Source organism: Curtobacterium sp. MCLR17_034 (assembly GCF_003234485.1).
GTDB lineage: Bacteria > Actinomycetota > Actinomycetes > Actinomycetales > Microbacteriaceae > Curtobacterium > Curtobacterium flaccumfaciens.
The window spans coordinates 17,177-39,122 of the sequence record NZ_QKTH01000021.1 but is presented as its reverse complement, the minus strand read 5'-3'; the positions used below and the strand labels follow the sequence as shown (position 1 = coordinate 39,122).

19 protein-coding genes and 1 tRNA gene are annotated in these 21,946 nt (G+C 71.7%); 6 read left to right on the top strand and 14 right to left on the bottom strand.

Annotated elements, in window-relative coordinates; all coding sequences use genetic code 11:
• Position 1: 1 nt before the first annotated feature.
• The 4 genes from DEI98_RS16420 to DEI98_RS16405 form a co-directional block, all read right to left on the bottom strand.
• A complete protein-coding gene (locus DEI98_RS16420) occupies positions 2–1,333 on the bottom strand; it encodes a DUF58 domain-containing protein (protein WP_071406486.1) in 1,332 nt (443 codons plus the stop codon).
• Positions 1,333–2,337 (bottom strand): MoxR family ATPase, encoded by a 1,005-nt coding sequence (locus DEI98_RS16415; RefSeq protein WP_111101343.1) that lies wholly within the window; start codon positions 2,335–2,337, stop codon positions 1,333–1,335. The genes DEI98_RS16420 and DEI98_RS16415 overlap by 1 nt, the downstream gene beginning before the upstream one ends.
• A 202-nt stretch (positions 2,338–2,539) precedes the next feature.
• A complete protein-coding gene (locus DEI98_RS16410; protein ID WP_111101342.1) occupies positions 2,540–3,544 on the bottom strand; it encodes a sugar phosphate isomerase/epimerase in 1,005 nt (334 codons plus the stop codon).
• Positions 3,541–4,782, bottom strand: a complete 1,242-nt coding sequence (locus DEI98_RS16405) for a Gfo/Idh/MocA family protein (protein ID WP_111101341.1) — start codon at positions 4,780–4,782, stop codon at positions 3,541–3,543. The genes DEI98_RS16410 and DEI98_RS16405 overlap by 4 nt, the downstream gene beginning before the upstream one ends.
• Before the next feature lie 116 nt (positions 4,783–4,898).
• Here DEI98_RS16405 and DEI98_RS16400 point away from each other — a divergent pair, with 116 nt between their 5' ends.
• Positions 4,899–5,972 (top strand): LacI family DNA-binding transcriptional regulator, encoded by a 1,074-nt coding sequence (locus DEI98_RS16400; RefSeq protein WP_258370909.1) that lies wholly within the window; start codon positions 4,899–4,901, stop codon positions 5,970–5,972.
• Between the two features lie 133 nt (positions 5,973–6,105).
• Here the strand turns inward: DEI98_RS16400 and DEI98_RS16395 are convergent.
• The 4 genes from DEI98_RS16395 to DEI98_RS16380 all read right to left on the bottom strand — a co-directional run bounded on the left by DEI98_RS16395 (position 6,106) and on the right by DEI98_RS16380 (position 10,484).
• Positions 6,106–6,195 (bottom strand) — tRNA-Ser (locus tag DEI98_RS16395).
• Positions 6,196–6,705: 510 nt separating this feature from the next.
• The gene (locus DEI98_RS16390; RefSeq protein WP_258370907.1) at positions 6,706–7,977 is read right to left on the bottom strand and encodes an LCP family protein; all 1,272 of its coding nucleotides are present in this window, start codon (positions 7,975–7,977) and stop codon (positions 6,706–6,708) included.
• A gap of 202 nt (positions 7,978–8,179) precedes the next feature.
• On the bottom strand, positions 8,180–8,860 hold the full coding sequence (locus DEI98_RS16385) for a GntR family transcriptional regulator (RefSeq protein WP_111101340.1): 681 nt from the start codon (positions 8,858–8,860) through the stop codon (positions 8,180–8,182).
• 169 nt (positions 8,861–9,029) lie between these two features.
• The gene (locus DEI98_RS16380) at positions 9,030–10,484 is read right to left on the bottom strand and encodes an MFS transporter (protein WP_375231882.1); all 1,455 of its coding nucleotides are present in this window, start codon (positions 10,482–10,484) and stop codon (positions 9,030–9,032) included.
• Positions 10,485–10,708: 224 nt separating this feature from the next.
• On the opposite strand from DEI98_RS16380, the gene DEI98_RS16375 reads away from it, so the two are divergent.
• Both DEI98_RS16375 and DEI98_RS16370 read left to right on the top strand, forming a co-directional pair.
• The gene (locus tag DEI98_RS16375) at positions 10,709–12,094 is read left to right on the top strand and encodes an AAA family ATPase (protein WP_111101339.1); all 1,386 of its coding nucleotides are present in this window, start codon (positions 10,709–10,711) and stop codon (positions 12,092–12,094) included.
• The gene (locus DEI98_RS16370) at positions 12,087–14,105 is read left to right on the top strand and encodes a VWA domain-containing protein (RefSeq protein WP_111101338.1); all 2,019 of its coding nucleotides are present in this window, start codon (positions 12,087–12,089) and stop codon (positions 14,103–14,105) included. Before DEI98_RS16375 ends, DEI98_RS16370 begins: the two co-directional genes overlap by 8 nt.
• A gap of 70 nt (positions 14,106–14,175) precedes the next feature.
• Here DEI98_RS16370 and DEI98_RS16365 read toward each other — a convergent pair whose 3' ends face one another.
• From DEI98_RS16365 to DEI98_RS16355, 3 genes are read right to left on the bottom strand one after another with little or no spacing between them, the layout of a single operon-like run.
• Entirely contained in the window at positions 14,176–14,937 is a 762-nt protein-coding gene (locus tag DEI98_RS16365) for an SCO1664 family protein (RefSeq protein WP_111101337.1), read from the bottom strand.
• Positions 14,934–15,461, bottom strand: coding sequence for a DUF3090 domain-containing protein (locus tag DEI98_RS16360; RefSeq protein WP_071406497.1), 528 nt, complete (start codon positions 15,459–15,461; stop codon positions 14,934–14,936). Before DEI98_RS16360 ends, DEI98_RS16365 begins: the two co-directional genes overlap by 4 nt.
• A 33-nt stretch (positions 15,462–15,494) precedes the next feature.
• Complete coding sequence (locus DEI98_RS16355) at positions 15,495–16,286, bottom strand: MSMEG_4193 family putative phosphomutase (RefSeq protein WP_111101336.1); 792 nt, start codon at positions 16,284–16,286, stop codon at positions 15,495–15,497.
• Positions 16,287–16,354: 68 nt separating this feature from the next.
• Between DEI98_RS16355 and DEI98_RS16350 the strand changes: the two genes are divergently transcribed.
• The 3 genes from DEI98_RS16350 to DEI98_RS16340 all read left to right on the top strand — a co-directional run bounded on the left by DEI98_RS16350 (position 16,355) and on the right by DEI98_RS16340 (position 19,242).
• Entirely contained in the window at positions 16,355–17,572 is a 1,218-nt protein-coding gene (locus tag DEI98_RS16350) for an MFS transporter (protein ID WP_111101335.1), read from the top strand.
• Between the two features lie 10 nt (positions 17,573–17,582).
• On the top strand, positions 17,583–18,737 hold the full coding sequence (locus DEI98_RS16345; RefSeq protein WP_111101334.1) for an AI-2E family transporter: 1,155 nt from the start codon (positions 17,583–17,585) through the stop codon (positions 18,735–18,737).
• A gap of 76 nt (positions 18,738–18,813) precedes the next feature.
• The gene (locus DEI98_RS16340) at positions 18,814–19,242 is read left to right on the top strand and encodes a BLUF domain-containing protein (protein WP_111101333.1); all 429 of its coding nucleotides are present in this window, start codon (positions 18,814–18,816) and stop codon (positions 19,240–19,242) included.
• A 36-nt stretch (positions 19,243–19,278) separates the two neighbouring features.
• On the opposite strand, the gene DEI98_RS16335 is transcribed toward DEI98_RS16340, so the two are convergent.
• From DEI98_RS16335 to DEI98_RS16325, 3 genes are all read right to left on the bottom strand, one after another.
• Entirely contained in the window at positions 19,279–19,887 is a 609-nt protein-coding gene (locus tag DEI98_RS16335) for a ScbR family autoregulator-binding transcription factor (RefSeq protein WP_181438071.1), read from the bottom strand.
• A gap of 108 nt (positions 19,888–19,995) precedes the next feature.
• Positions 19,996–20,466: a BLUF domain-containing protein gene (locus DEI98_RS16330; RefSeq protein WP_111101331.1), complete on the bottom strand. Its 471-nt coding sequence runs from the start codon at positions 20,464–20,466 to the stop codon at positions 19,996–19,998.
• Between the two features lie 104 nt (positions 20,467–20,570).
• Positions 20,571–21,944, bottom strand: coding sequence for a sugar ABC transporter substrate-binding protein (locus DEI98_RS16325; protein WP_220037091.1), 1,374 nt, complete (start codon positions 21,942–21,944; stop codon positions 20,571–20,573).
• Between the last annotated feature and the right edge of the window lie 2 nt (positions 21,945–21,946).

Below are 21,946 nucleotides of genomic sequence, written 5' to 3'. Positions count from 1 at the left end.
GTCACCGTGCGGCCCCGGACGGCGTCGCGCCGACGACCGGCACCACGAGGGTCCGCCAGCCGCCGCGGTCGAGGATGCCCCGCACGGCCGGGTCCGGCGGCACGATCGTCGCCAGGATGCCGCGGCTCGACCCGCTGGTCGCGCTGACGAGTTCGGCGGCTTCCTCCGCGGTGCAGGTGCCCGTCACGACGGCGGTCATGCCGTGCACGTCGCGGCCACGGACCTCGGGCAGGACGTCGGTGACTTCGCGGGCGTCGGAGCGGAGCCGGACGTCGGCGAGCCCGACGAGCACGTCGGTGAGCCCGCCGACGTCGCCCGCGTGCCGGGTCGCGCCTTCGGGACCGTCGAACACGAGCACGACACGGGAGGTCCGGGCGGCGAGCGCCCGGGCGACACTGGCGGCCACCACGACGGCGTGTTCGAAGGCCTGGTCGCCGCCCAGGTCGGACAGCTCGGCGAGGTCCTCTCGACCGAGCCGCTGGTAGGACTCGCGCCGGACGTCGAGGGCGATCACGGCCTCGGGCGGCTGGGCCTGGGTGGTCTGGCGGACGTGCAGTTCACCGCGCCGAGCACTCTGGGCCCAGTGCACCCGGCGGATCGGGTCACCCGGTCGGTAGGGGCGGAGTTCGCTGTCGTCGGCGGAACCACCCTGTCCGACCCGGCCCTCGTCGGCCGAGACCGCACCGGCGAGCGCCCCGGCGTCGATCGCCCCGAGGGGGGCCGAGGCCGGGACGACGACGACCTCCTCAGCAGGGACGACGGGTCGGTCGATGCGGAGCAGGCCGAACGGGTCCTCGACCCGGATCGTCACGGGGCCGACCAGCGAGCGGCCGCGGTGCATCGCGAGCGCCTCGACGTCGAGCACTGCCGGCGGCAGGTTCGGCCCGACCTCGGCGTAGGTCTCCGCCTCGGCCAGGCTGGCGAAGGCGTCCTCGAGCTGTTCGCGCACGAGCAGCGTCGCCCGCGGGCCGATCCGCAGGCTGGTGCTGCCGAGGGTGATGCGTTCCCGGTAGACCTCGCCCACCTGGACGATCGCCCGTGCGGTGCTGCGGCTGCCGCGGAGCGGGGTGGCGACGACGAACGCCATCACGATGCCGAGCACGACCAGGACGAGCAGCAGCAGGCCGGCCGTGACGGCGACGCTCGTGGTGCCGACCAGACCGCCGCCGACCAGGCCGATGCCGACGGCGATGACCGTCCAGCCCCGGATCGTCGGGCGCGGGAACGGGGTGCGTCGGGCCAACGACAGCCCGCGGCGGCCGAACCGTGCCGCCGTGGACCGCGCGGCACCGACGCGTCGCAGCAGCGACGGCGGTGCCGATGGACCGGCCATCAGGAGCGGACGGGGGTGGCCGTGAACGGGATGGCGGTGTCGGAGACGATGTGGACGACGATCTCGCGCACGGTGTCCTCGCCGGTGCCGCCGAGCCCGCGGGCGACCGGCACGAGCCGGTGCGCGAGCACGATCGGGGCGAGCGTCGCGACGTCGTCGGGGGTGACGAACGGGCGGCCGAGCAGGGCTGCGTGCGCACGGGCCGCCTGCGCCAGGTGCAGCGTCGCGCGGGGGCTCGCACCCAGCACGAGGTCGGGATGGGTGCGCGTCGACCGGACGATCGCGATGATGTACGCCTCGACGTCGGGGGCGATGTGCACCCCTGCGACGGTCTCGATGATCGCCCGCAGCGTGCCGACGTCGACGATCGGCCGCAGGCGCGACAGCGGGTCGCTGCCGCCGCGGTTCGCGAGCATCTGCCGTTCGGCGTCGACGCTCGGGTAGCCCATCGCGATGCGCGCCATGAATCGGTCGCGCTGCGCCTCGGGCAGCGGGTACGTGCCCTCCATGTCGATCGGGTTCTGCGTCGCGACGATCATGAACGGCCGGTCGAGCGGACGCGTCACCCCGTCGACGGTGACCTGCGACTCCGCCATCGCCTCGAGCAGGGCCGACTGGGTCTTCGGGCTGGTGCGGTTGATCTCGTCGCCGATGACCACGTTCGCGAACACCGGGCCGGGCGAGAACCGGAAGGTGCCGGACGACTGGTCGAAGATGTTCACGCCCGTGACGTCGGACGGCAGCATGTCCGAGGTGAACTGGATGCGGTTCACGGACCCGCCGACCGAGGCGCCGAGCGCCTTGGCGAGCACGGTCTTGCCGACGCCGGGGACGTCCTCGACGAGCAGGTGTCCCTCGGCGAGCATCACCGTCAGGGCCGTGCGGATGGCTTCCGCCTTGCCGTCGATCACCGTGGCGACCGAGGCCACGATGTCGTCGCCCACCGCCCGCACGTGTTCGAGCGGGAAGGCGGGGTGGGTCGGCTCCGGCACGCAGGGCTCCATCGTCGGGGACAGGTGTCGTGCATGCTACATCGGGCCGGTGACAGCACCCGGTACGGGTGCACGGACTGGTCGTTCCGCGCAACGGCGGCCGATCCGCGTGTGGTGGGGCCGGGAGGCACGGCCCACCACACGCCGATCCGTCACCTCGTGCGCGGAACGGCCCACGGGCCTCCAGACAGTGCCCGGACCGGCCGGCGGACGGTCAGGACCGGGGCGCCAGCGCCGCGTCCGCGGCGCGCAGCACGCGCGCGGCGACCGCGACCCCGTCTTCGCGCCCGAGCTCGGTGTCCTCGTGCTCGATGTTCACCCACATGTCCGGGTCGATCGCACGCAGCGCATCGAGGAACGTCGTCCAGTACGCCTCGTCGTGGCCCTTGCCGAGCGCGACGAAGTCCCACGCCGACGGCGTCGGCCACTCGTTCGCCCACTCGTCGCCGCCGAGGTTCGTGCGTGACTCGTCCGGCGACAACCGGCGGAACGAGTTGTCGAGCACCCCGTTGATCGCGGCGTGCGGGTTGATCCGGACGTCCTTCGCGGCGGCGTGGAACACGAGCGGGCCGAGGTCGCGGGCGACCGCCACCGGGTCCATCTGCTGCCAGAACAGGTGCGAGGCGTCGAGCTCCACCCCGACGTTGGTCAGCCCGCCGCGCTCGACGAGCTCCCGGATCGACGCCGGGTTGAAGACGAGGTTCTGGGGGTGCAGCTCGAGCGCGACCTGCACACCGTGCTCCCGGGCCAGGGCGTCGATCTCCTGCCAGAACGGCACCGCGACGCTCCACTGGTGCTCGAGGACGTCGAGCGCGGCCGAGTTCCAGGCGTTCACGATCCAGTTCGGCCTCGTGCCACCCGGCTCCCCCGCCGGCAGTCCGGACATCGTGACGACGCGGTCCTGCCCGAGGCGGGCCGCGAGGCGGATGCTCCGCCGGACGTCCTCGGCGTGCGCGGGGCCGATCGCCGGGTCGGGGTGCAGCGGGTTGCCGTTGCAGTTGAGCCCGGCGATGGTGACGCCGGTCCCCGCGAACTGCGCCAGGAACGCGTCACGCGCCCCGTCGTCCTGCAGGATCGCGTCGATGTCGGGCACGTGCACCGGGGGCAGGAACCCGCCGGTGTTCAGCTCGATGCCGGTGAGGCCGTTGGCCGCGATGACCCGGAGCGCGTCGGCGAGGGGGCGGTCGTGCAGGATCGCGTTGTAGAGACCGAGCTTCATGCGCGGACACCACCCTGCGTGGTCGGGACGACGGCGTCGGCAACGTCGACGGACGTGCCCCCGGCCGCGGCGGATCGTGCCACCGCGTCGAGGACCTCCATGTTGTGCACGCCGTCGTCGAACGTGGCGTTCGCGGGCAGGGCGTCGGGCGCGGCGCCGGACAGCCCCGCGATCTCGTCGAGGAACGCCCGCGCCTGGTACTCGAACATCTGGTTCTGCCCCCAGCCGACCCCCGGGGCGTCCATCGCCATGCCACCCGCGACGTAGGGGTGGTCGGGGCCGAGCACGACCTGGCGGTACCCACCCGTGCGCGAGCCGTCGGACTGCAGCGCGAGGCCGATCTCAGAGGCGCGCTCCTGGTCCCAGCGGGCGGCACCGCGCTCACAGAACACCTCGATGACGAGGCCGTTCGGGTGCCCGGCCGCGACGCGTGAGGCCTCGAGCGACCCGACGACCGTGCCGTCGCCGAACCGTGCGCTGAACGTGGCGTAGTCGTCGTTGCCGACGGCCGCGGTCTCATCGGTGAGCGGGACGGCCTGCCCCCGCAGGGCATGTCCGGCGGCCACGGGTCGCTCGGTGATCGACGTGGTGAACGTCCCACCGCTGACGCTCCGGACCGGGCCGGCGAGGAACTCGGCGACGTAGGACAGGTGCGAGCCGACGTCGGCGAGCGCGCCGGATCCCGGCGCCCCGGCGAAGCGCCACGAGAACGGGACGTCGGGCGAGGCGCCGTAGTCGGTCCAGTACCGGCCGGAGACGTGCAGGACCCGGCCGAGCGTGCCGTCCTCGACGAGCTCCTTGATGGCCGCGAGGCCGGGAGCCCGGCGGTAGGTGAACCCGATGCGACCGAGCACCCCGCGCTGGGCGGCCTCGGCAGCGGCGGACGCCATCGCGCGGGCATCGTCGAGCGAGTCGGACAGCGGCTTCTCGCACAGCACGTGTTTGCCGGCGGCGAGCAGCCCCTCGACGATCTCGCGGTGCAGGGTGTTCGCGACGACCACACTCACCACGTCGATGTCGTCCGCTGCCGCGATGGCTCGCCAGTCGGTGTCGTGCCGCTCGTAGCCGAAGCGCCGTGCGGCGTCGGCGGCGAGGGGCTCGTAGACGTCGCCGACCGAGACGAGCCGGACCGGCGGCAGCGTCGAGGTGAAGAGGGAGGGTGCGTTCCGCCATGCCGCCATGTGGGCCTTGCCCGCCATGCCCGCGCCGATGACGGCGACGCCGATGCTGTCGCTCATGTTCTCTCCTTCGAGAAGGTCGCTGGATCCCGATTCTGGAACGTTCCAGAACGTGTCGGTAGACTGTAGCCGCACCAGCCCATGTCCTGTCAAGCACCGTGCCGGAAAGGCTCAGCGTGACCCCTCGCCCGCCGACGATCATCGACGTCGCCGCACGCGCAGGCGTCTCGAAGTCCCTGGTGTCGATGGTGCTGCGCGACGATCCCGGGGTCTCCCCCGCCCGCCGCTCCGCGGTGCTCGCCGCCGTCGCGGAGCTCGGCTACCGCCCGAACCGCGCCGCCGCCATCCTCGCCGGCACCCGGACCCGCACCATCGGGGTCATCGTCGACGACTTCCGGAACCCCTGGTACGTCCCGATGCTCGACGGCATCCGCGAGGCCCTCGCCCCGCACGGCCTCCGCCTCACCCTCGCCGACACCCGCGCCAACGCCCACCTCGACTCATCCCCGTTCGACGACCTGGTCTCCCTGCGGGTCGACGGCGTGGTGCTCGCCGCCGAGGGCTTCCCCGACGTCGTCGTCCCCGCCGACACCCCGGTCGTGGTCGCCGGCGCACGCGAGGACGTCCCCGGCGGACTCGACGTGGTCGCCTCCGACGAAGCCGCCGGCGGACGGTTGGCAGCGGATCACCTGATCGGCCTGGGTCACCGCCGCATCGCCCACGTCACCGGTTCGGGAGGCCCGGCTGCGCTCCGCCGCGACGCCACCGTCGCGCAGCTGGTCGCGTCCGGCATCGAACCCCTGGTCTACGGCTCCGGCCCGACCTCGGAGACGACGGGCTACGAGGGCATGCGGCTCGCCCTCCGAGAGCACCCCGACCTGACCGCGGTGTTCGCCGCGAACGACGTCATGGCGATGGGAGCGATCGCCGCCGTGCAGGAAGCCGGACTCCGCGTGCCGCAGGACGTCTCGGTGATCGGCAACGACGAGACCCCGCTCGCCGCGTCACCCCTGCTGCGCCTGACGACGGTCGACCCGCACAACGACGAGGTCGGGCGCCTGGCGGCTGCGCGGTTGGTCGAGCGGATCGGCGCGGCTGCAGGGGCGCCGGCCGATCCCCTCCGGACGCTCGTGCCGCCGACGCTCGTCGTGCGCTCGACGACGGGGCCGCCGCGCCTGAGCGGTGACCGCCCCGGGGCCGACGCCGGCGGGACAGAGGTGCGCCGGGCCTCCAGGCCGGGTGCGAGGTGACCGGAGGTCAGACGCGCGCGCCCTCGAGCCGCGGAACCCGGTTCCAGCAGGCTCGGCCGCCATGCGAGGCGCCCGGGAACGACGAAAGCCCGGTCCGATCGGACCGGGCTTTCGTGCTGCAGTTCGTGCAGTGCGGAGACGGAGGGATTTGAACCCTCGGTCCCCTCAAAGGGGACTCCACCTTAGCAGGGTGGTGCACTCGGCCGGACTATGCGACGTCTCCAAGCACTCTCGCGAGCGCTGCGACCACCATACAGGAGGACCGCGCCACTCTCGACCCGACGAACACCCGCGCGTGGCACGACCCGTCACACTCGGTCCCCCGAAGTGGGGACACGTGGGGGTTGTCGGGGCGTACCCCACTGCATACCATCATCGGGACGCGGCAATCACGTTCCGGGGCTCGTCCCCGTCGTCGCGACACAGCACCCGACGTCGTTCCCCGTGCGGGCCCGGCGCGCCCGATCGCGTGGCGCCCGGCGGGGAGCGACTTCCCCTGGGGGCGCGGCCCACCACCGCGCCCCCGTTTCTGCGTTCGGGGGCGGGTGCACTGCTGACGTTCGGGCGCGCGCACGGCCACGGTCGGGCCCACGAAAGCGACACTGCGCCACCGAGCTCGGCCGTCACTGGCGCCAGGGCGACAGAGTGTCGCGGATGTTCGGCGGCAGTCTGTCGCTTTCGCGGAAGGGGGCAGGGGCGGGAGGCGCCAAGCAAGCAACCGCCCGCCCGCGCCTCAGTACCCGAACGCCTTGGAGCAGGTCTGCTGGTTGGCGGACTGCCCCTCGAGCCCGTCGATGGTCTCGGGCGTCGCCGAGGGGGTGCGCGGTGCAGCGGACGACGGCACCGCCGGAGTCGCCGGCGTCGCGGGCTCCGGCGCAGCGGCCGGCGACGACGGTGCAGCCGCCGGCTGCGTCGGACTCGTCTCGGACCCGATGCCCGTGCTGTCCGCCCCGAGGGAGAACGACTGGTCGGCCTTGATCTTCGCGAACAGCCGGTCGGCCAGGTACGTCGTCGGCTCGACCTTGCCCTCGTAGACACCGGTGCCGCCCGTGGTGCCCGGGTACTGCACGAAGTTCACCCGCGCCAGCGGCAGGTCACGCAGCGCCAGGCCCATCTGCACCATCGTCCCGATGTCGTTCAGGCTCTGGGACAGCTGCATGTTCGACGCCGCCGCCCGGGCCAGCTTGTACAGGCGGGCCGGCGAACCGAGGGTGTCGTTCGACTTCACGGTGCGGAGCAGCGACGACAGGAACACCTGCTGGCTCGAGATCCGGCCGAGGTCCGACCCGTCGCCGACCCCGTGCCGGGTGCGCAGGAACGCCAGGGCCTCGTCACCCTGCAGGGTCGAGGTGCCGGCCGGCAGGTTCAGCCCGGTGTACGAGTCGGTGATCGGCTGGGCGACGCAGACCGGCACGCCGCCGATCGCGTTCGACATCTCGATGACGCCCTTGAACGACACCGCGGCCGAGTACTGGATGTCGAGCCCGGTCAGGCCGGCGACCGTCTGGGTGACGCAGTTCAGGCCACCCTCGCCGAACGAGGTGTTGATCGGCTGCGCAGCCATCGCCGGGGCCGTGCCCGTGCCGTCGGTCTTCCTGCAGGCCGGGATCGGTGTGACGAGGTCGCGCGGGATGCTCACCGCGGTCGCGTTGGTGTGGTCGGCCGAGACGTGCAGCAGGATGTTGACGTCGTTGAGGGTCGCATCGCGCTCCCCGAAGGCAGCACTCTGCTCGGGGTCGTTGTCGGTGCCGACGACGAGCATGTTGAACCCGCCCTTGAAGGCACTGATCGGCTTCGCGCCGCCCTTCGCCTGCGGTGCCGGCTGTCCCTGTATCTCGACGCCGTCACCGAGGTCGTCCGTGACCTGCTTCGCCGCGATCGCCGTGACCGAGACCGAACTCACCAGGGCCACTGCGACGACGGCGGAGACCGTCTTGGCAGCGGTCGCGAAGGGGCTCGAGCGCCGCAGACGTCCGTGCCGTGCGATCCCGGACGCTCGGTTCAAGCGGTGGGATCGATCGCGGACGTCGTTCACGGGCACTCCTGTCGTCGGTGGACACGCCGGGGACGGCAACCGGTCAAGGCTGCCACGACGTTGCCTGACGATCCAGTGCGAGGGACACCGCTACCACTCGCTGCTCGGTGCCGCGACCTGCGGATCCACGGCGGTCAGCGCGGACCTGAGCGGATCCGCAGCCGAGGTCGGTTCAGGCGGACACGACCACCCGGAAGCGGTCCGGCAGGGCGATCAGGGCGGACGACAGGTCGAGGAGCGCCGCGGCACAGTCGTCGAGGGCGTCTCGCTCCGCAGCGGCCACGGCCCGCTCGACGATCTCGACCCGTCGCCGCCGGTCGACCACGGCATCGATCCCGTTCGCCAGGGCGACGTCGTCGGTGAAGAACATGTCGAGCACGATGCGCTGCGACAGCAACCAGTCGCCACTGACCGACGATCCGCGGCGCCGCAGGTACCAGGCGCCGAGCTCGACGAAGGCACCAGCCTCGGTCCAGCACTCCCGCAGCCACACCTTGTCGAACCGGTCCTGGTACCCGACGGAGTTCGACGGCGGATCGACGAGCAGGGCTTGAGCGATCCGCAGTCGCTCGATCATCTGGTCGACCGACCACTGCGAGATCACAACACCGACGTAGCGCTGCACGCTGGCCAGCTGCAGGGACTCGAGGGTCACGAGGGCTTCGCGCACCGGTGTGCGCGACACCCGCATGTCCGATGCCAGGGTGTCGAGCCGCAACCGCTGCCCGCGGCGGTACTCCCCCCGCAGGACGTTGTCGAGCAGTCGCAGGAACACCGCGTCGCGCAGCAGGCTGCGGCGCAGGCCGTGGGGATCGAGGCCGCCGGCGCTGGCTCGGATGGGGGTGTGCTCCATCAGCCCAGGCTCACGCACGGACGGCACCCCCGAGGCGAGGGCGGTCGCTGCCGTGGATCGTGGTCGCCGGTGTCGCGCTGTGGAGGAGTGCCATGCAGGCACAGTGACAGCGCTGCGACGGCGGCGCTAAACACTCTGAATACGGAATGTCAGGCCGCCGCCACAGGGCTCACCTCCGGTCGGACTTCGCGTCCCCGGTGAGCACCGAGAGCGGTTGGGTGACGTCCTCCAGCCCCTTCCGCGCGGCGTCGACCCCGAATATCAGGGCCACCACGCCGCCGCCGATCATCACCGCGGATCCGAGCAGGTACCCCCAGAACAGCGGCTCCCGGGATGACCCGTCACCGATGAAGGCCCCGTAGATGGCCGGTGCGACCGCACCGAAGATCTGCGCCAGGGCGAAGAAGTACGAGATGGCCTGCGACCGCAGCTCGAGCGGGAAGATCTCGCTGACGGTCAGGTAGGCGCTCGACGCCCCGGCCGAGGCGAAGAAGAACGAGACGCACCAGAACGCGACCTGCACCGTCGCCGAGATCGCGTCCGCCCGGAACAGGAACGCCGACGTGGCGAGCACGAGGCCGGACACCAGGTACGTCAGGAAGATCATCTGCCGACGACCCCAGGTGTCGAAGAAGCGCCCCAGGATGATCGGGCCGAGCAGGTTGCCGATCGCGAACGGGAAGAAGTAGACCGCCGTCTCCGCCGTCTTCAGGCCGAAGAAGTTCGTGAGGACCAGGGCGTAGGTGAAGAAGATCGCGTTGTACAGGAACGCCTGCGTGATCATCATCGTCGCGCCGACGAGCGTTCGGGTCGGGTACTGCTTCAGCAGCACGCGCGCGATGGCCAGGAACCCGACGCGGTCGGTCGGCGTGACCGTCATCGCCTTCGACTGGTCGACCTCCGGCAGGGGCTTGCCGGTCGCCTTCTCCACCGACTCCTCGATGCGGGAGACGGTGGCCTCGGCCTCTTCCTCGCGCCCGTGCGTCATCAGCCACCGCGGACTCTCCGGGATGTGCCGTCGCAGGAAGATGATCGCGATGCCGAGCACCGGGCCGAGGAAGAAGCCGATGCGCCAGCCGATGTTCTCGGCGAAGTAGGACGTGTCGAGCAGGTAGATGTTCGCGAACGCGCCGAGTGCGGCACCGCCCCAGTACGTGCCGTTGATGGCGATGTCGACGTGCCCGCGGTACTTCGCCGGGATGAGCTCGTCGATCGCCGAGTTGATCGCCGCGTACTCGCCGCCGATGCCCAGACCCGCGACGAACCGGAAGGCCGCCAGGAACCAGAAGTCCTGCGCGAGGCCCGCGATGCCCGAACCGATCAGGTAGATCGCGAGCGTCAGGATGAACAGCTTGCGCCGCCCCAACCGGTCGGACATGCGCCCGAACACCAGGGCACCGACGACCTGGCCGACCAGGTAGATCGTGCCGAGGGACGTCACCTGCTGTGTGGACAGGTTCAGGTCCGCCTGGAAACCCGCGTTCGAGACGATCTGGATCTCGAGACCGTCGAGGATCCAGGACACGCCGAGTCCGACGACGACGCTCCAGTGGAACCGGGTCCACGGCAAGCGGTCCATCCTGGCGGGCACCAGGCTCTTGATGGTTGCGTTCGCGCTGCTCACGAAATGGGACCGTACGCCGAGATCGCCGATGTGGTTCAGATGCGGAACGAGGAACCGGGGGCGGAGCCGGATCCCCCTACTTCGAATCCGGCTCCGTCGCCGGGATCTCAATGATCGCAAGTGCGATGGAAACCCACAAGCGGACGGGAGGCGCGGTGCGGGCCCGCCACGCGCCTCCAGTCCGACCCTGGTCGCCGTCGCGAACGCGGCGTAGCGTCGGAGAGGTGACCCGACCTGACATCCGCACGGTCGGCGAGCTCCGCACCTCTGGTCACGTCCAGAAGACGGTCCGCGCCGAGATCCGCGACAACCTGCTCACCGCCCTGCGCCAGGGCACCGATCCGTGGCCCGGCCTGCACGGCTTCGAGACCACCGTCATCCCCCAGCTCGAACGCGCCCTGATCGCCGGGCACGACGTCGTCCTGCTCGGCGAGCGCGGCCAGGGCAAGACCCGCCTGCTCCGCACCCTGCAGGGCCTGCTCGACGAGTGGACGCCGGTCATCACCGGCTCCGAGCTCGGCGAGCACCCGTACGAGCCGATCACCACCGCGAGCATGCGGCGCGCCGACGACCTCGGCGACGCCCTGCCGATCAGCTGGCGGCACCGCGACGACCGCTACGTCGAGAAGCTCGCGACACCGGACACGAGCGTCGCCGACCTGATCGGGGACGTCGACCCGATGAAGGTCGCCGAGGGCCGCAGCCTGGGCGACCCGGAGACCATCCACTTCGGGCTCGTCCCCCGCGGGCACCGTGGCATCGTCGCGATCAACGAGCTGCCCGACCTGGCCGAACGCATCCAGGTCGCGATGCTCAACGTGATGGAGGAGCGCGACGTCCAGATCCGCGGCTACGTGCTGCGGCTGCCGCTCGACGTACTCGTCGTGGCGAGCGCGAACCCCGAGGACTACACGAACCGCGGCCGGATCATCACGCCGCTGAAGGACCGCTTCGGCGCCGAGATCCGCACGCACTACCCGATCGAGCTCGACGACGAGATCGCCGTCATCCGGCAGGAGGCCCAGCTGACGGCCGAGGTCCCCGACGCCCTGATCGAGATCCTCGCCCGGTTCACCCGCGCACTGCGTGGTTCGAGCGCCGTCGACCAGCGCAGCGGTGTGAGCGCCCGGTTCGCGATCGCCGGTGCCGAGACGGTGTCCGCGGCCGCGGTGCACCGCGCAGCACGCCAGGGCGAGGACGAGGCGGTCGCCCGGCCGATCGACCTCGAGACAGCGGTGGACGTCCTCGGCGGCAAGATCGAGTTCGAGAACGGCGAAGAGGACCGTGCCGACGAGGTCCTCGAGCACCTGCTCCGCACCGCGACCGCCGAGACCGTGCGCTCCCGCTTCAAGGGTCTCGACTTCGCGGTGCTCGTGGACGCGCTCGACGGCGGCACGATGGTGACCACGGGCGAGCAGGTCAGCGCCCGGGCGTTCCTCGAAGGCCTGCCGCCGATCGGCGAGTCCGACCTGTACGACCAGGTGTGCGACCGGATGGGTGCCACGAACGACGGCGAACGCGCCGGCGCGATCGAGCTCGCCCTCGAGGGGCTGTTCCTGGCCCGACGCATCAGCAAGGAGTCCGGCGGGGGCGAAGCCGTCTATGGCTAGGCAGAACCGGCGCCTGACGCGCGACACCCGGTACGGCCGGTACACCGACGGACCCGACCCGCTCGCCGCCCCGGTCGACCTGGCCGAGGCGCTCGACGCCATCGGGCAGGACGTGATGGGCGGCACGTCGCCCGAGCGCGCGATGCGGGAGTTCCTGCGGCGAGGGGGCCGGACGCAGCGCGGCCTCGACGACCTGGCCCGCCGGGTGGCCGAGCGCCGCCGTGAGCTGACGAGCAGGAACAACCTCGACGGCACCCTGCAGCAGGTGCGCGAGCTCCTCGACCAGGCGCTGCTCGCCGAACGAGGCGAACTCGCCCGCAACGTCGACCTCGACGACGGCGACCGGGCCCTGGCCGAACTGCAGCTCGACAGCCTGTCGCCCTCCCGGGCCGCCGCGGTGCAGGAACTCGGCGACTACGACTGGACGAGCCCGACCGCGCGCCAGAAGTACGACGAGATCAAGGACCTGCTCGGCCGCGAGGTGCTCGATCAGCGCTTCGCCGGCATGAAGCAGGCGCTCGAGGGTGCCACCGACCAGGACCGGGCCGCGGTCAGCGCGATGATGCAGGACCTCAACGCCCTGCTCGAGGCGCACGCCCGCGGCGAGGACACCCAGCAGCAGTTCGACGACTTCATGGACCAGCACGGCGAGTACTTCCCGTCGGACCCGGCGAACGTCGACGAGCTGCTCGACGACCTGGCAGCCCGCGCGGCCGCGGCGCAGCGCATGCGCAACTCGATGACCCAGGAGCAGCGGGACGAACTCGATGCCCTCGCCCAGCAGGCCTTCGGTTCCCCCGACCTGATGGGGCAGCTGTCCCACCTCGACCGTACCCTGCGCGCACTGCGTCCCGGCGAGGACTGGGGCGGATCCGAGCGCATGGAGGGCGAACAGGGGCTCGGGCTGGGCGACGGCACCGGGGTGTTCCAGGACATCGCGGACCTCGACGCCCTCGCCGACCAGCTCGCCCAGTCCGGGCCGGGCTCGGAGCTCGACGACCTGGACCTCGACGCGCTGTCCCGGCAGCTCGGCGACGAGGCTGCGGTCGACGCGAAGACCCTGCAGCGCCTCGAGCAGGCGCTCCGGAACTCCGGGGCGATGCGCCGCGGTGCCGACGGACAGCTCCGGCTCACCCCGAAGGCGATGCGGCAGCTCGGCAAGAGCCTGCTCAAGGACGTCGCCCAGCGGATGTCCGGTCGCCAGGGCGCGCGGGACCTCCGTCGCTCGGGCGCCGCGGGCGAACCCTCGGGGGCGTCGCGGCAGTGGGCGTTCGGCGACACCGAGCCGTGGGACATCCCGCGCACGATCACGAACGCCGTGGTGCGGACGGCGGCGAGCGGACGACAGGGAGCCGGCGTGCGCCTGAGCATCGAGGACGTCGAGGTGCAGGAGACCGAGGCCCGCACCCAGGCCTGCGTCGCGCTGCTCGTCGACACGTCGTTCTCGATGGCGATGGAAGACCGCTGGGTGCCGATGAAGCGCACCGCCCTGGCGCTGCACACCCTGGTGTCGACCCGGTTCCGCGGCGACGACCTGCAGCTCATCGCCTTCGGTCGCGAGGCCGAGGTGATGGACGTCGAACAGCTCGTCGGGCTCGACGCGATGTGGGACAAGGGCACGAACCTGCACCACGCCCTGCTGCTCGCCAACCGGCACTTCCGGAAGCACCCCACGGCCCAGCCGGTGCTCCTCATCGTCACCGACGGCGAGCCCACGTCGCACCTCGAGCCGAACGGACAGGTCTGGTTCGACTACCCGCCCGACCCGGTGACGATCGCGCTGACCGTGCGGGAACTCGAGAACGCCGGACGCCTCGGCGCCCAGACGACGTTCTTCCGGCTCGGCGAGGACCCGGGGCTCGCCCGGTTCATCGACGCGATGGCGAAGCGGGTGGACGGCAGCGTCGTGGCACCGGAGAACGACGACCTCGGGGTCGCCGTGGTCGGTTCGTACCTCGGCTCGCGTCGCGGGGCCGGCGGCGCGCTCTTCCGCGACGACTGGGGGCTCTGAAGCCCACACGGGACGGACTGGAGGCCCGTGGCGACACCGCCACGGGCCTCCAGTCCGTCCCTGGGTGCGTCTAGAACAGCGGCCAGGGCACGGCGGGGCCGTGACCGGGCGGCGGCGGCGGGAAGATCCCGACGGCGCGCAGGGCCGCGCAGCGCGCCCGGAGCGTGTCGATCTCCTCGTCCGTCAGGTGCTCGGCGAGCTCGTCGCCGAGACCGCCGCGCAGGGCTTCGGACACCCGGTCGAGGCCCTCGAGCTCGTCCGGACCGAGCGGCTCCCCGATCCAGCCCCACAGGACCGTCCGGAGCTTGTGCTCGACGTGGAAGGTGAGCCCGTGGTCCACGCCGAAACGGTGGCCGTCGGGCATCGCGAGCACGTGCCCGCCCTTGCGGTCGGCGTTGTTCACGACGACGTCGAAGACGGCCATCCGGCGCAGGGCCTCGGAGTCCTCGTGCACGAGCGTCACGGGCTGGTCGTGTTCGTCGATGGCCTCGAGCACGGGCAGCCAGGGCGAACCGTCCGCCTCGGCGAGATCCGGCGCCACCAGGTCGACGGCGTCCTGCTCGGGGTCGACGTCCTGCCAGCGCTGCACCATGCCGGGCCCGAACGGACCGTCGCCCATCCACGTGGGTGGGACGACACCCCAGCCGAACGCCTCGGAGACCAGGTGCGCGGCGATCTCGCGGCCGGCGAGCGTGCCGTCCGGGAAGTCCCACAGCGGGCGCTCGCCCTCGACGGGCTTGTAGACGACGGTCGCACCGTCGAGTTCGGCGAGGAAGGTGGCGTTGGACGCCTCACGGATGCGCGCCCGGACGGACAGCGAGCCGTCGCTCATGCGTCGCCGGGCGGACGACCGGCGGCGACGACCTCGCGCGTGCGCTCGACGAAGGCCCGGGCGGTGCCGACCGGGATCTTCACCTGGAACAGCTCGGCGGGCTCGGGGATCTCGACGACGGCCTCGATCTCGATGCCGTCCTCGCTCTCCTCGGACACGATCTCGACCTCGTCGTCGATCGGGTACGCCTCGATGACGACCTGCGCGGTGGACGGGTCGAAGCCCAGGCTCAGGGCCCCGGCGCGGAACTCGGCCTCGACGGGCTGGTCGAGCGGCTCCGGGTCGCGGAGTTCGACGGGCACCGACGGCGGCACGCTGAAGCGGTTGTCGTCGACGGTCGCCACCTCGTCGAGGAGCTCGTCGATCTTGTCGGCGAGGACGGCGGTCTGCTCCTTCTCGAGCGCGACGCTGGTGACGCGCCGACCGGAGCGGGCCTGGATGTAGAAGGCGCGCTCACCCGGACGGCCGATGGTGCCGACGACGAGGCGGTCCGGCCAGTCGAAGCCGTGGACGATGGTGGGCATACCCGCATTGTAGGAGCGCTCGGCTCCGGCCGTTCAGGGTCCGGCAGGACCCGCGGGCGCGTCGGGTGCCGGACGCCCGGTGCCGGTGTGCGCATCGGGTTCCGGATGGCCCGCCCCGCCGCCGACCGCGGCGTCCCCGCTGGGTGCCGGGGCGGTGCGCAGCCAGGACAGGTCACCGGACTCGGTGTTCGTCGCGACGACCTCCGGGCGGTGCTCGCCGTAGCGCACGACGGACACCGAGGCCGGCCCGACGCCGATGCGCTGGAACAGGTCCAGGTGCATGCCGAACGCGTCGGCGAGGACGCTCTTGATGATGTCGCCGTGGCTCACCGCGACCCAGACGGCGCCGGGTCCGTGCTCCGCCTCGACCTCGGCGTCGATGCGCCGGACGGCTGCGACGGCCCGGGACTGCATCGTCTGCATGGACTCACCGCCGGGGAACACGACGGCGCTCGGGTTCGCCTGCACCGTGCGCCAGAGGGGCTCCTTCGCCAGGTCGGCGAGCTTCCGGCCCTGCCACTGCCCGTAGTCGGCCTCGGTGATGGCCCGCTCGATCAGCGAGGCGGGTGGCCCGGCCGGCCGGTCGGTCTGCCGGTCCGTCTGCCGGTCCGTCTGCCGGTCCAGGATCGCGCGGGCGGTCTGCCGGCAGCGCTCGAGCGGACTCGACACGACGGCGACGACGGGCACCGCGGCGATGCGCTCCGCGGTCCGCTCGGCCTGGGTGCGGCCGACGGCGTCGAGTCGCACGCCGGCGGTGCGTCCGGCCAGGACGCCGGTGGCGTTCGCGATGGTGCGTCCGTGACGGACGAGGAGGACGGTCGCCATGCGCCCGATCCTAAGCGCGGGACGCGGTCGCCCTTGACGGGCCGCCCGGGGACCGGTCAGATGGGGGGATGGCCGGGCGGCATCGACTCGCACTCTTCGCCACGTCGACGGTGACCGGGTTCGGGATCGCGACGTGGATCACCCGGACGCCCGCGATCCGCGATGAGCTCGGAGCCTCGATCGAGGCGATGGGGCTCGTCCTGCTCGGGCTGTCGATCGGGTCGATGATCGGGATCCTCGGCGCCGGGGCGCTGGTGCGACGGACCGGCAACCGCCCGCTGATCCTGCTCGGGGGCGCGCTGCCCGTCGTCGGCATGGTGCTCGTCGCGCTGCTCGCCCCGGCGCAGGTCGCCGCCGGGGTCTGGGCTGGGCTGTTCCTGATCGGCTTCGGGGCGGGCGTCGCCGAGATCGGGCTGAACGTCGAGGCCGCCGCGGTCGAACGGCAGATCGGGCGACCGGTCGTGCCGGTGCTGCACGCCTGCTTCAGCCTCGGCAGCGTGGTCGGTGGGGTCGTCGGCATCGCCATGACGGCGGCGGGGACCCCGGTCCGGGTGCACCTGCTCGTCGGCGCCGCGGTGATGGCCGCGCTGGCGGTGTTCGCGATGCTGAACCTGCGGCCGGTGCCCCGTGAGACACCGACCGATCCGCCGGCCGATGCCCGTGGCACCCGCCGGGGAGCCCGCCGCTCCGTCCTCACCGTGCAGCTCGCCATGATCGCCGTCATCACCCTGGCGATGGCCTTCGCCGAGGGTGCCGCGAGCGACTGGCTCCCGCTGCTGATGACCACCGACCACGATGCTCCCGAGTCCGTCGGGTCCCTCGTGTTCACCGGGTTCGCCCTCGCCATGCTCATCGGTCGGGCGGCCGGCACTCCGCTCGTCGCCCGGTTCGGTCGCGCCCCGGTCGTCCGGGTCTGTGCCGCGGTCGGTGCGGTGGGGGTCCTGCTCGTCGTGCTGTCACCGAGTCCGATCGTCACCGCGGCGGCCGCCGGCGTCTGGGGTCTGGGCATCGCCCTCGGGTTCCCGCTGTCGATCTCCGCCGCCGGCGACCACCCCACCGACGGCGACCGCCGGGTGTCGGTGGTGGCCACCGCCGGGTACATCGCGTTCCTGGTGGGGCCGCCGCTGCTCGGCTTCGTCGGGGAGCACCTCGGCCTGCAGACGGCGATGCTCGTGCCGCTCGTCCTGCTGGTCGCGGCGTTCCTGGTCGCCCCGGCGACGCGGGGACAGGACACCGGGCGGACGATCGAGCCGTCGGAACCGGCGCGGCGGCCGTCCGGTCGGTAGCGTCTCCGGCATGCCGTTCTTCCGCGACGCTCCGCGCCCGACCACCCCAGCCCCGCCGTCCAGGGTCCAGGCCGCGTGGTCCGACTCCGCCGGGCACTTCGCGACCCGGTGTCTGCAGCTCATCATCGTCGTGGTGGTCGTCGCCGGCGTCGTCTGGGCGAGCAACATCCTGAGCGTCGTCACGATCCCGGTGCTCCTCGCGCTCATCATCGCGTCGGCCATGCACCCCGTGGTGTCGTGGCTCCGCAAGCACCGGGTGCCGTCGGTGGTGGCCACCCTCGCGGTGCTCATCGGCGTCCTCGCGATACTGGGGTTGATCGGCTGGCTCATCGTCGTCGCGGTCGAGAACCAGTGGGCACAGCTGCAGAAGTCGGCAGTCGACGGATTCGAGCAGCTGCAGACCTTCGCGAAGACCCTGCCGTTCTCGATCTCCGACAAGCAGATCGACGACGCCGTCGCCGGGGCCTCCGACTTCGTCACGAGCGCGCAGTTCGGCTCCGGTGCCCTCGCCGGAGCCTCGGCCACCGCGAACTTCCTGACCGGGCTCGTGCTGATGATCGTCGTGCTGTTCTTCTTCCTGAAGGACGGCCCGAGCATCTGGGAGTTCCTGCTCCGCCCCTTCACCGGTGAGCGCTACGCCCGAGCACGTCGCGTCGGCGACCGGGTCGTCTCGACCCTCGGCGGGTACGTCCGCGGGACGGCCACCGTCGCTGCTGTGGACGCGATCGGCATCGGTGTCAGCATCGCGATCCTGGGCGTCCCACTCGCCCTGCCGCTGGCCGTCGTCGTCTTCATCACGGCGTTCATCCCGATCGTCGGTGCCACCGCCGCCGGCATCCTCGCCGCCCTGGTCGCGCTCGTGGCCCTCGGCCCGGTCAAGGCGCTCATCGTGATCGGCATCGTGATCGTCGTGAACCAGCTCGAGGGCAACTTCCTGCAGCCGGTCCTGATGGGTCGCACCCTCAAGCTGCACGGCCTCGTCATCCTGATCGGGCTGACCGCCGGCACCGTCCTCGCCGGCATCACCGGCGCGATCATCTCGGTGCCACTGATCGCCGCGGCCTGGGGCGCGATCCTGGTGTGGGACGGCCCGAACACCCCGGCCCGTCCGTGGCGGAAGAAGCGCAACGAGGACGTCACCGCGCACGAGCTGCCGCAGGGCTGATCCGCAGCGCCGATCCGGCAGGCGCGTTGCGGACATCCGCTTCGCGCAGCGGCCTTCCACCCAGCAGGATGGAGGAGTGCTCGTCTCCATCGTCTACATGAGCCGTGCCGTCGTCCCCTTCGACGACCAGGCCATGGCGGTGCTGCTCGCGGAGTCCCGGCTGCGCAACGAAGCGCTCGGGGTCTCCGGGCTCCTGCTCGCCAAGGGCGGCCGGTTCATGCAGCTGCTCGAGGGGCCGGCGTGGAGCGTGCAGGACCGGTACGACGTGATCGCGAAGGACCGACGGCACGGTGAGGTGAAGTCGCTGGTGCGCGAGGACATCGAGCGCAGACGGTTCGACGGCTGGTCGATGGCCTACCGCGCGCTCGACGACTCGGACGTCCGGTCAGAAGCGGGCTTCAGTCCGTTCCTGTCCGGCACGATGGACTTCCCGCGCTCGTTCGACCGGACCAGTGCGGCGTGGCTGCTGAAGTGGTTCCGCGACCGCGAGCTGCACGACCTCTGACGCGCCGGCGCAGGCACGCACGCACCGCACGATCGGTCAGTCCGTGCCGAACGCGTCCTCGACGACGGCGAGCAGCCGGTCGCGGTGCTTCGGGTCCGCCGTCGCCGCGATCACCACGCGCCACATCGTCGCCACGGCCGGCATCAGGTCGGTGCGCCGCGTCCGGACGTCGGACACGAGCTGCACGCCGGTGAAGTAGGGCACCACCGTCGATCCGAGCTGCTCCGCGGTCAGGTCCGTCCGGAGTTCCCCGCTCGCGACCGCCAACCGGAACACGTCGACGATCCCGCCGATCCACTGCTCGTAGAAGCTCAGCGTCGCGGTCTGGAACTCGCCGCGCTCCAGCGACAGCCGAATCCCGGCCCGCACGATCGGGTCGGTCCGGAGCAGGTCGGCGATGCCGTGCGACGCACCGATCAGCGCGGCGACCGGCGAGCTGTCGGTGTGGCTGACGACGTCGAAGGTGCGGGCGTTCTGCTCGCCGATGACGCCGAGCGCCAGGGCGAGCTTCGTCGGGAAGTGGAAGTGCAGGGTGCCCTGCGAGACGCCCGCCGCGCGGGCGATGCCCGCGATCGTCGCGCCGGCGAAGCCGACGCGGTCGAACTCCTCCGCCGCGGCCACCAGGATCTGCTCACGTCGTTCCACGGGACCAGTCTCACAGGCTGGAGGGACGGGGCGGGCCCGCACCGTCCCTCCAGTCCGAGGGGTGGTGCGGCTCAGGCCGCGTGCCGGCAGTCCGAGGGGCGGCGCGTCTCAGGCCGCGTGCCGGCCGAGCGTGATGCGCTCCTCGGGCAGGTCCTGCAGGTCGCGCCCACGGAACCAGCGGAGCAGCCAGTCGGCGGGCGTGCCCGCCACCCCGGTCGGCAGACCGGTGCGGTCGCTGAGGAAGGTGCTGAACCCGGGCTCGTCACGGAGCTCGTCCCCGGTCGGGCTGCCGAACGCCATCGCCCAGCCGTCGAACCGACGCGTGCTGATGGACTCACGCGACAGCGACTTCACGCCGGTGTGCCGCGGGTCGCGCTCGATCGCGGCGAAGCGGTCCTCGACGCTCCAGACCGGCCCCTCGAGCACCTGCATGAAGCGGCCGCCCTTGGCGAGCAGGAGCCCGGAGACGCCGAGCGCGTGGTTGCGGAGCCGCGCCTCCCGCAGCATGGTGACCAGCTGGTCGTCGGTGAGGTCGTCGACGGCGACGGACATGTAGACGAGGGAGGTGAGGGAAGTCATCCCCTGCAGTCTGGGTCGTGGTCGGCGGCACGGTCAACGCGTCGTCCGCACACCGCACCGGAGGGTGCGGCATGCGGACGACGGGTGGATCCGCAGGCCGTCGATCAGGTGAGGGCGAGCAGGTTGTTGACCTGTTCGTTGACCCCGGTCAGCGTCGAGATCGGTTTGCCGTTCGCGTAGACGTCGTCGAAGGCGGGCTGCAGCAGGGCCTGCACGTCGGCGGGGTTCTTCGTGACCGGGAACAGGAACGTGGTGTCCTCCTCGACCTGCCGGGTGAACGCCGAGACGTCGAGCCCGCGCTTCCGGAACGACGCCACCGCGGCCTCGGTGCCCGCGGGACGAGCGGGGAACACGATCCCGCTCTCACCGACGATCCGCTGTGCCTCGTCGCTGCCCAGGAACGCCACCCACTTCGCCGCGGCCTCGGGGTCCTTCGCCTGCTTCGTGATCGAGTCGCCGAGCCCGTTGAACATCGACGCACGGTGACCCGACGGGCCGATCGGGGTCGGGGCGACCGCGACGTCGAGGTCTTCCATGCCGAGGTACGAACCGATCATCCACGAGCCGTTGAACGACAGCGCGCACTTGCCTGCGCCGAGCTGCACCTCGGGCCCGGTCGTGGTGGAGAACACCCCGTACTTCGCCATGTAGCCCTTCTCAGCCAGCCGGTAGTACCAGGCGAGGGTGTCCTGCACGACCCGCTCGTCGTAGCGGAACCTGTCGCCCCACGGGTTCTCGTTCGTGTAGAACCAGTCGACCGATCCGGTGAACGGTGACCACTGGGTCTGGCCGAAGCCGTCACCGCCCGAGCCGTTCGACGAGATGCCGTAGACGGCGACGTCGTCCTTGTCGAAGCCGTCCTCGTCGCCGCGTCGGCCCTTCGAGTCGACGGTCAGCCGCGCGAGCATCCGCTCGAACGTGCCGCCGTCGTCCGGGTTCCACTCGAGCGACCCGAGTTCCTCGGCGGAGACCCCGGCCTTCGCCATCGCCTTCCGGTCGTAGAACATCGCGACGGTGTCCCAGTCCTTCGGCGAGCCGTAGCGGTGGCCGTCCTGGCCCTTCCACAGTTCGGCGAGCCCGGACTGGTAGTCGTCGTCACGGATGCTCTTCGTGGCGTCGAGTTCGTCGAGCTTGTAGAGCACGTCGAGGTCGGCGTACTGCGGGAACTTCGTCAGGTGGTCGGTGAAGACGTCGGGCGCGGTGCCGGCGATGAAGCCCGCGGTGAGCTTGGTCCAGTAGTCGTTCCACCCGAGCTGGGTGATCTTCACGGTGATGTCCGGGTTCGCGCGGTGGAACGCGTCGGCGACGGCCTGGTACGCGGGCTGCTGGTTGGCGTCCCAGAGCCAGTAGCTCACGGTGCGCGCACCCGACCGGTTCGTCGTGCGGCGACCGGGCGACGAGCAGGCGGCGAGTGCGCCGAGGGCCAGGGCGGAGGCGCCGCCGGCGAAGAGCGTGCGGCGGGTCAGTTGGTTCGTCATGG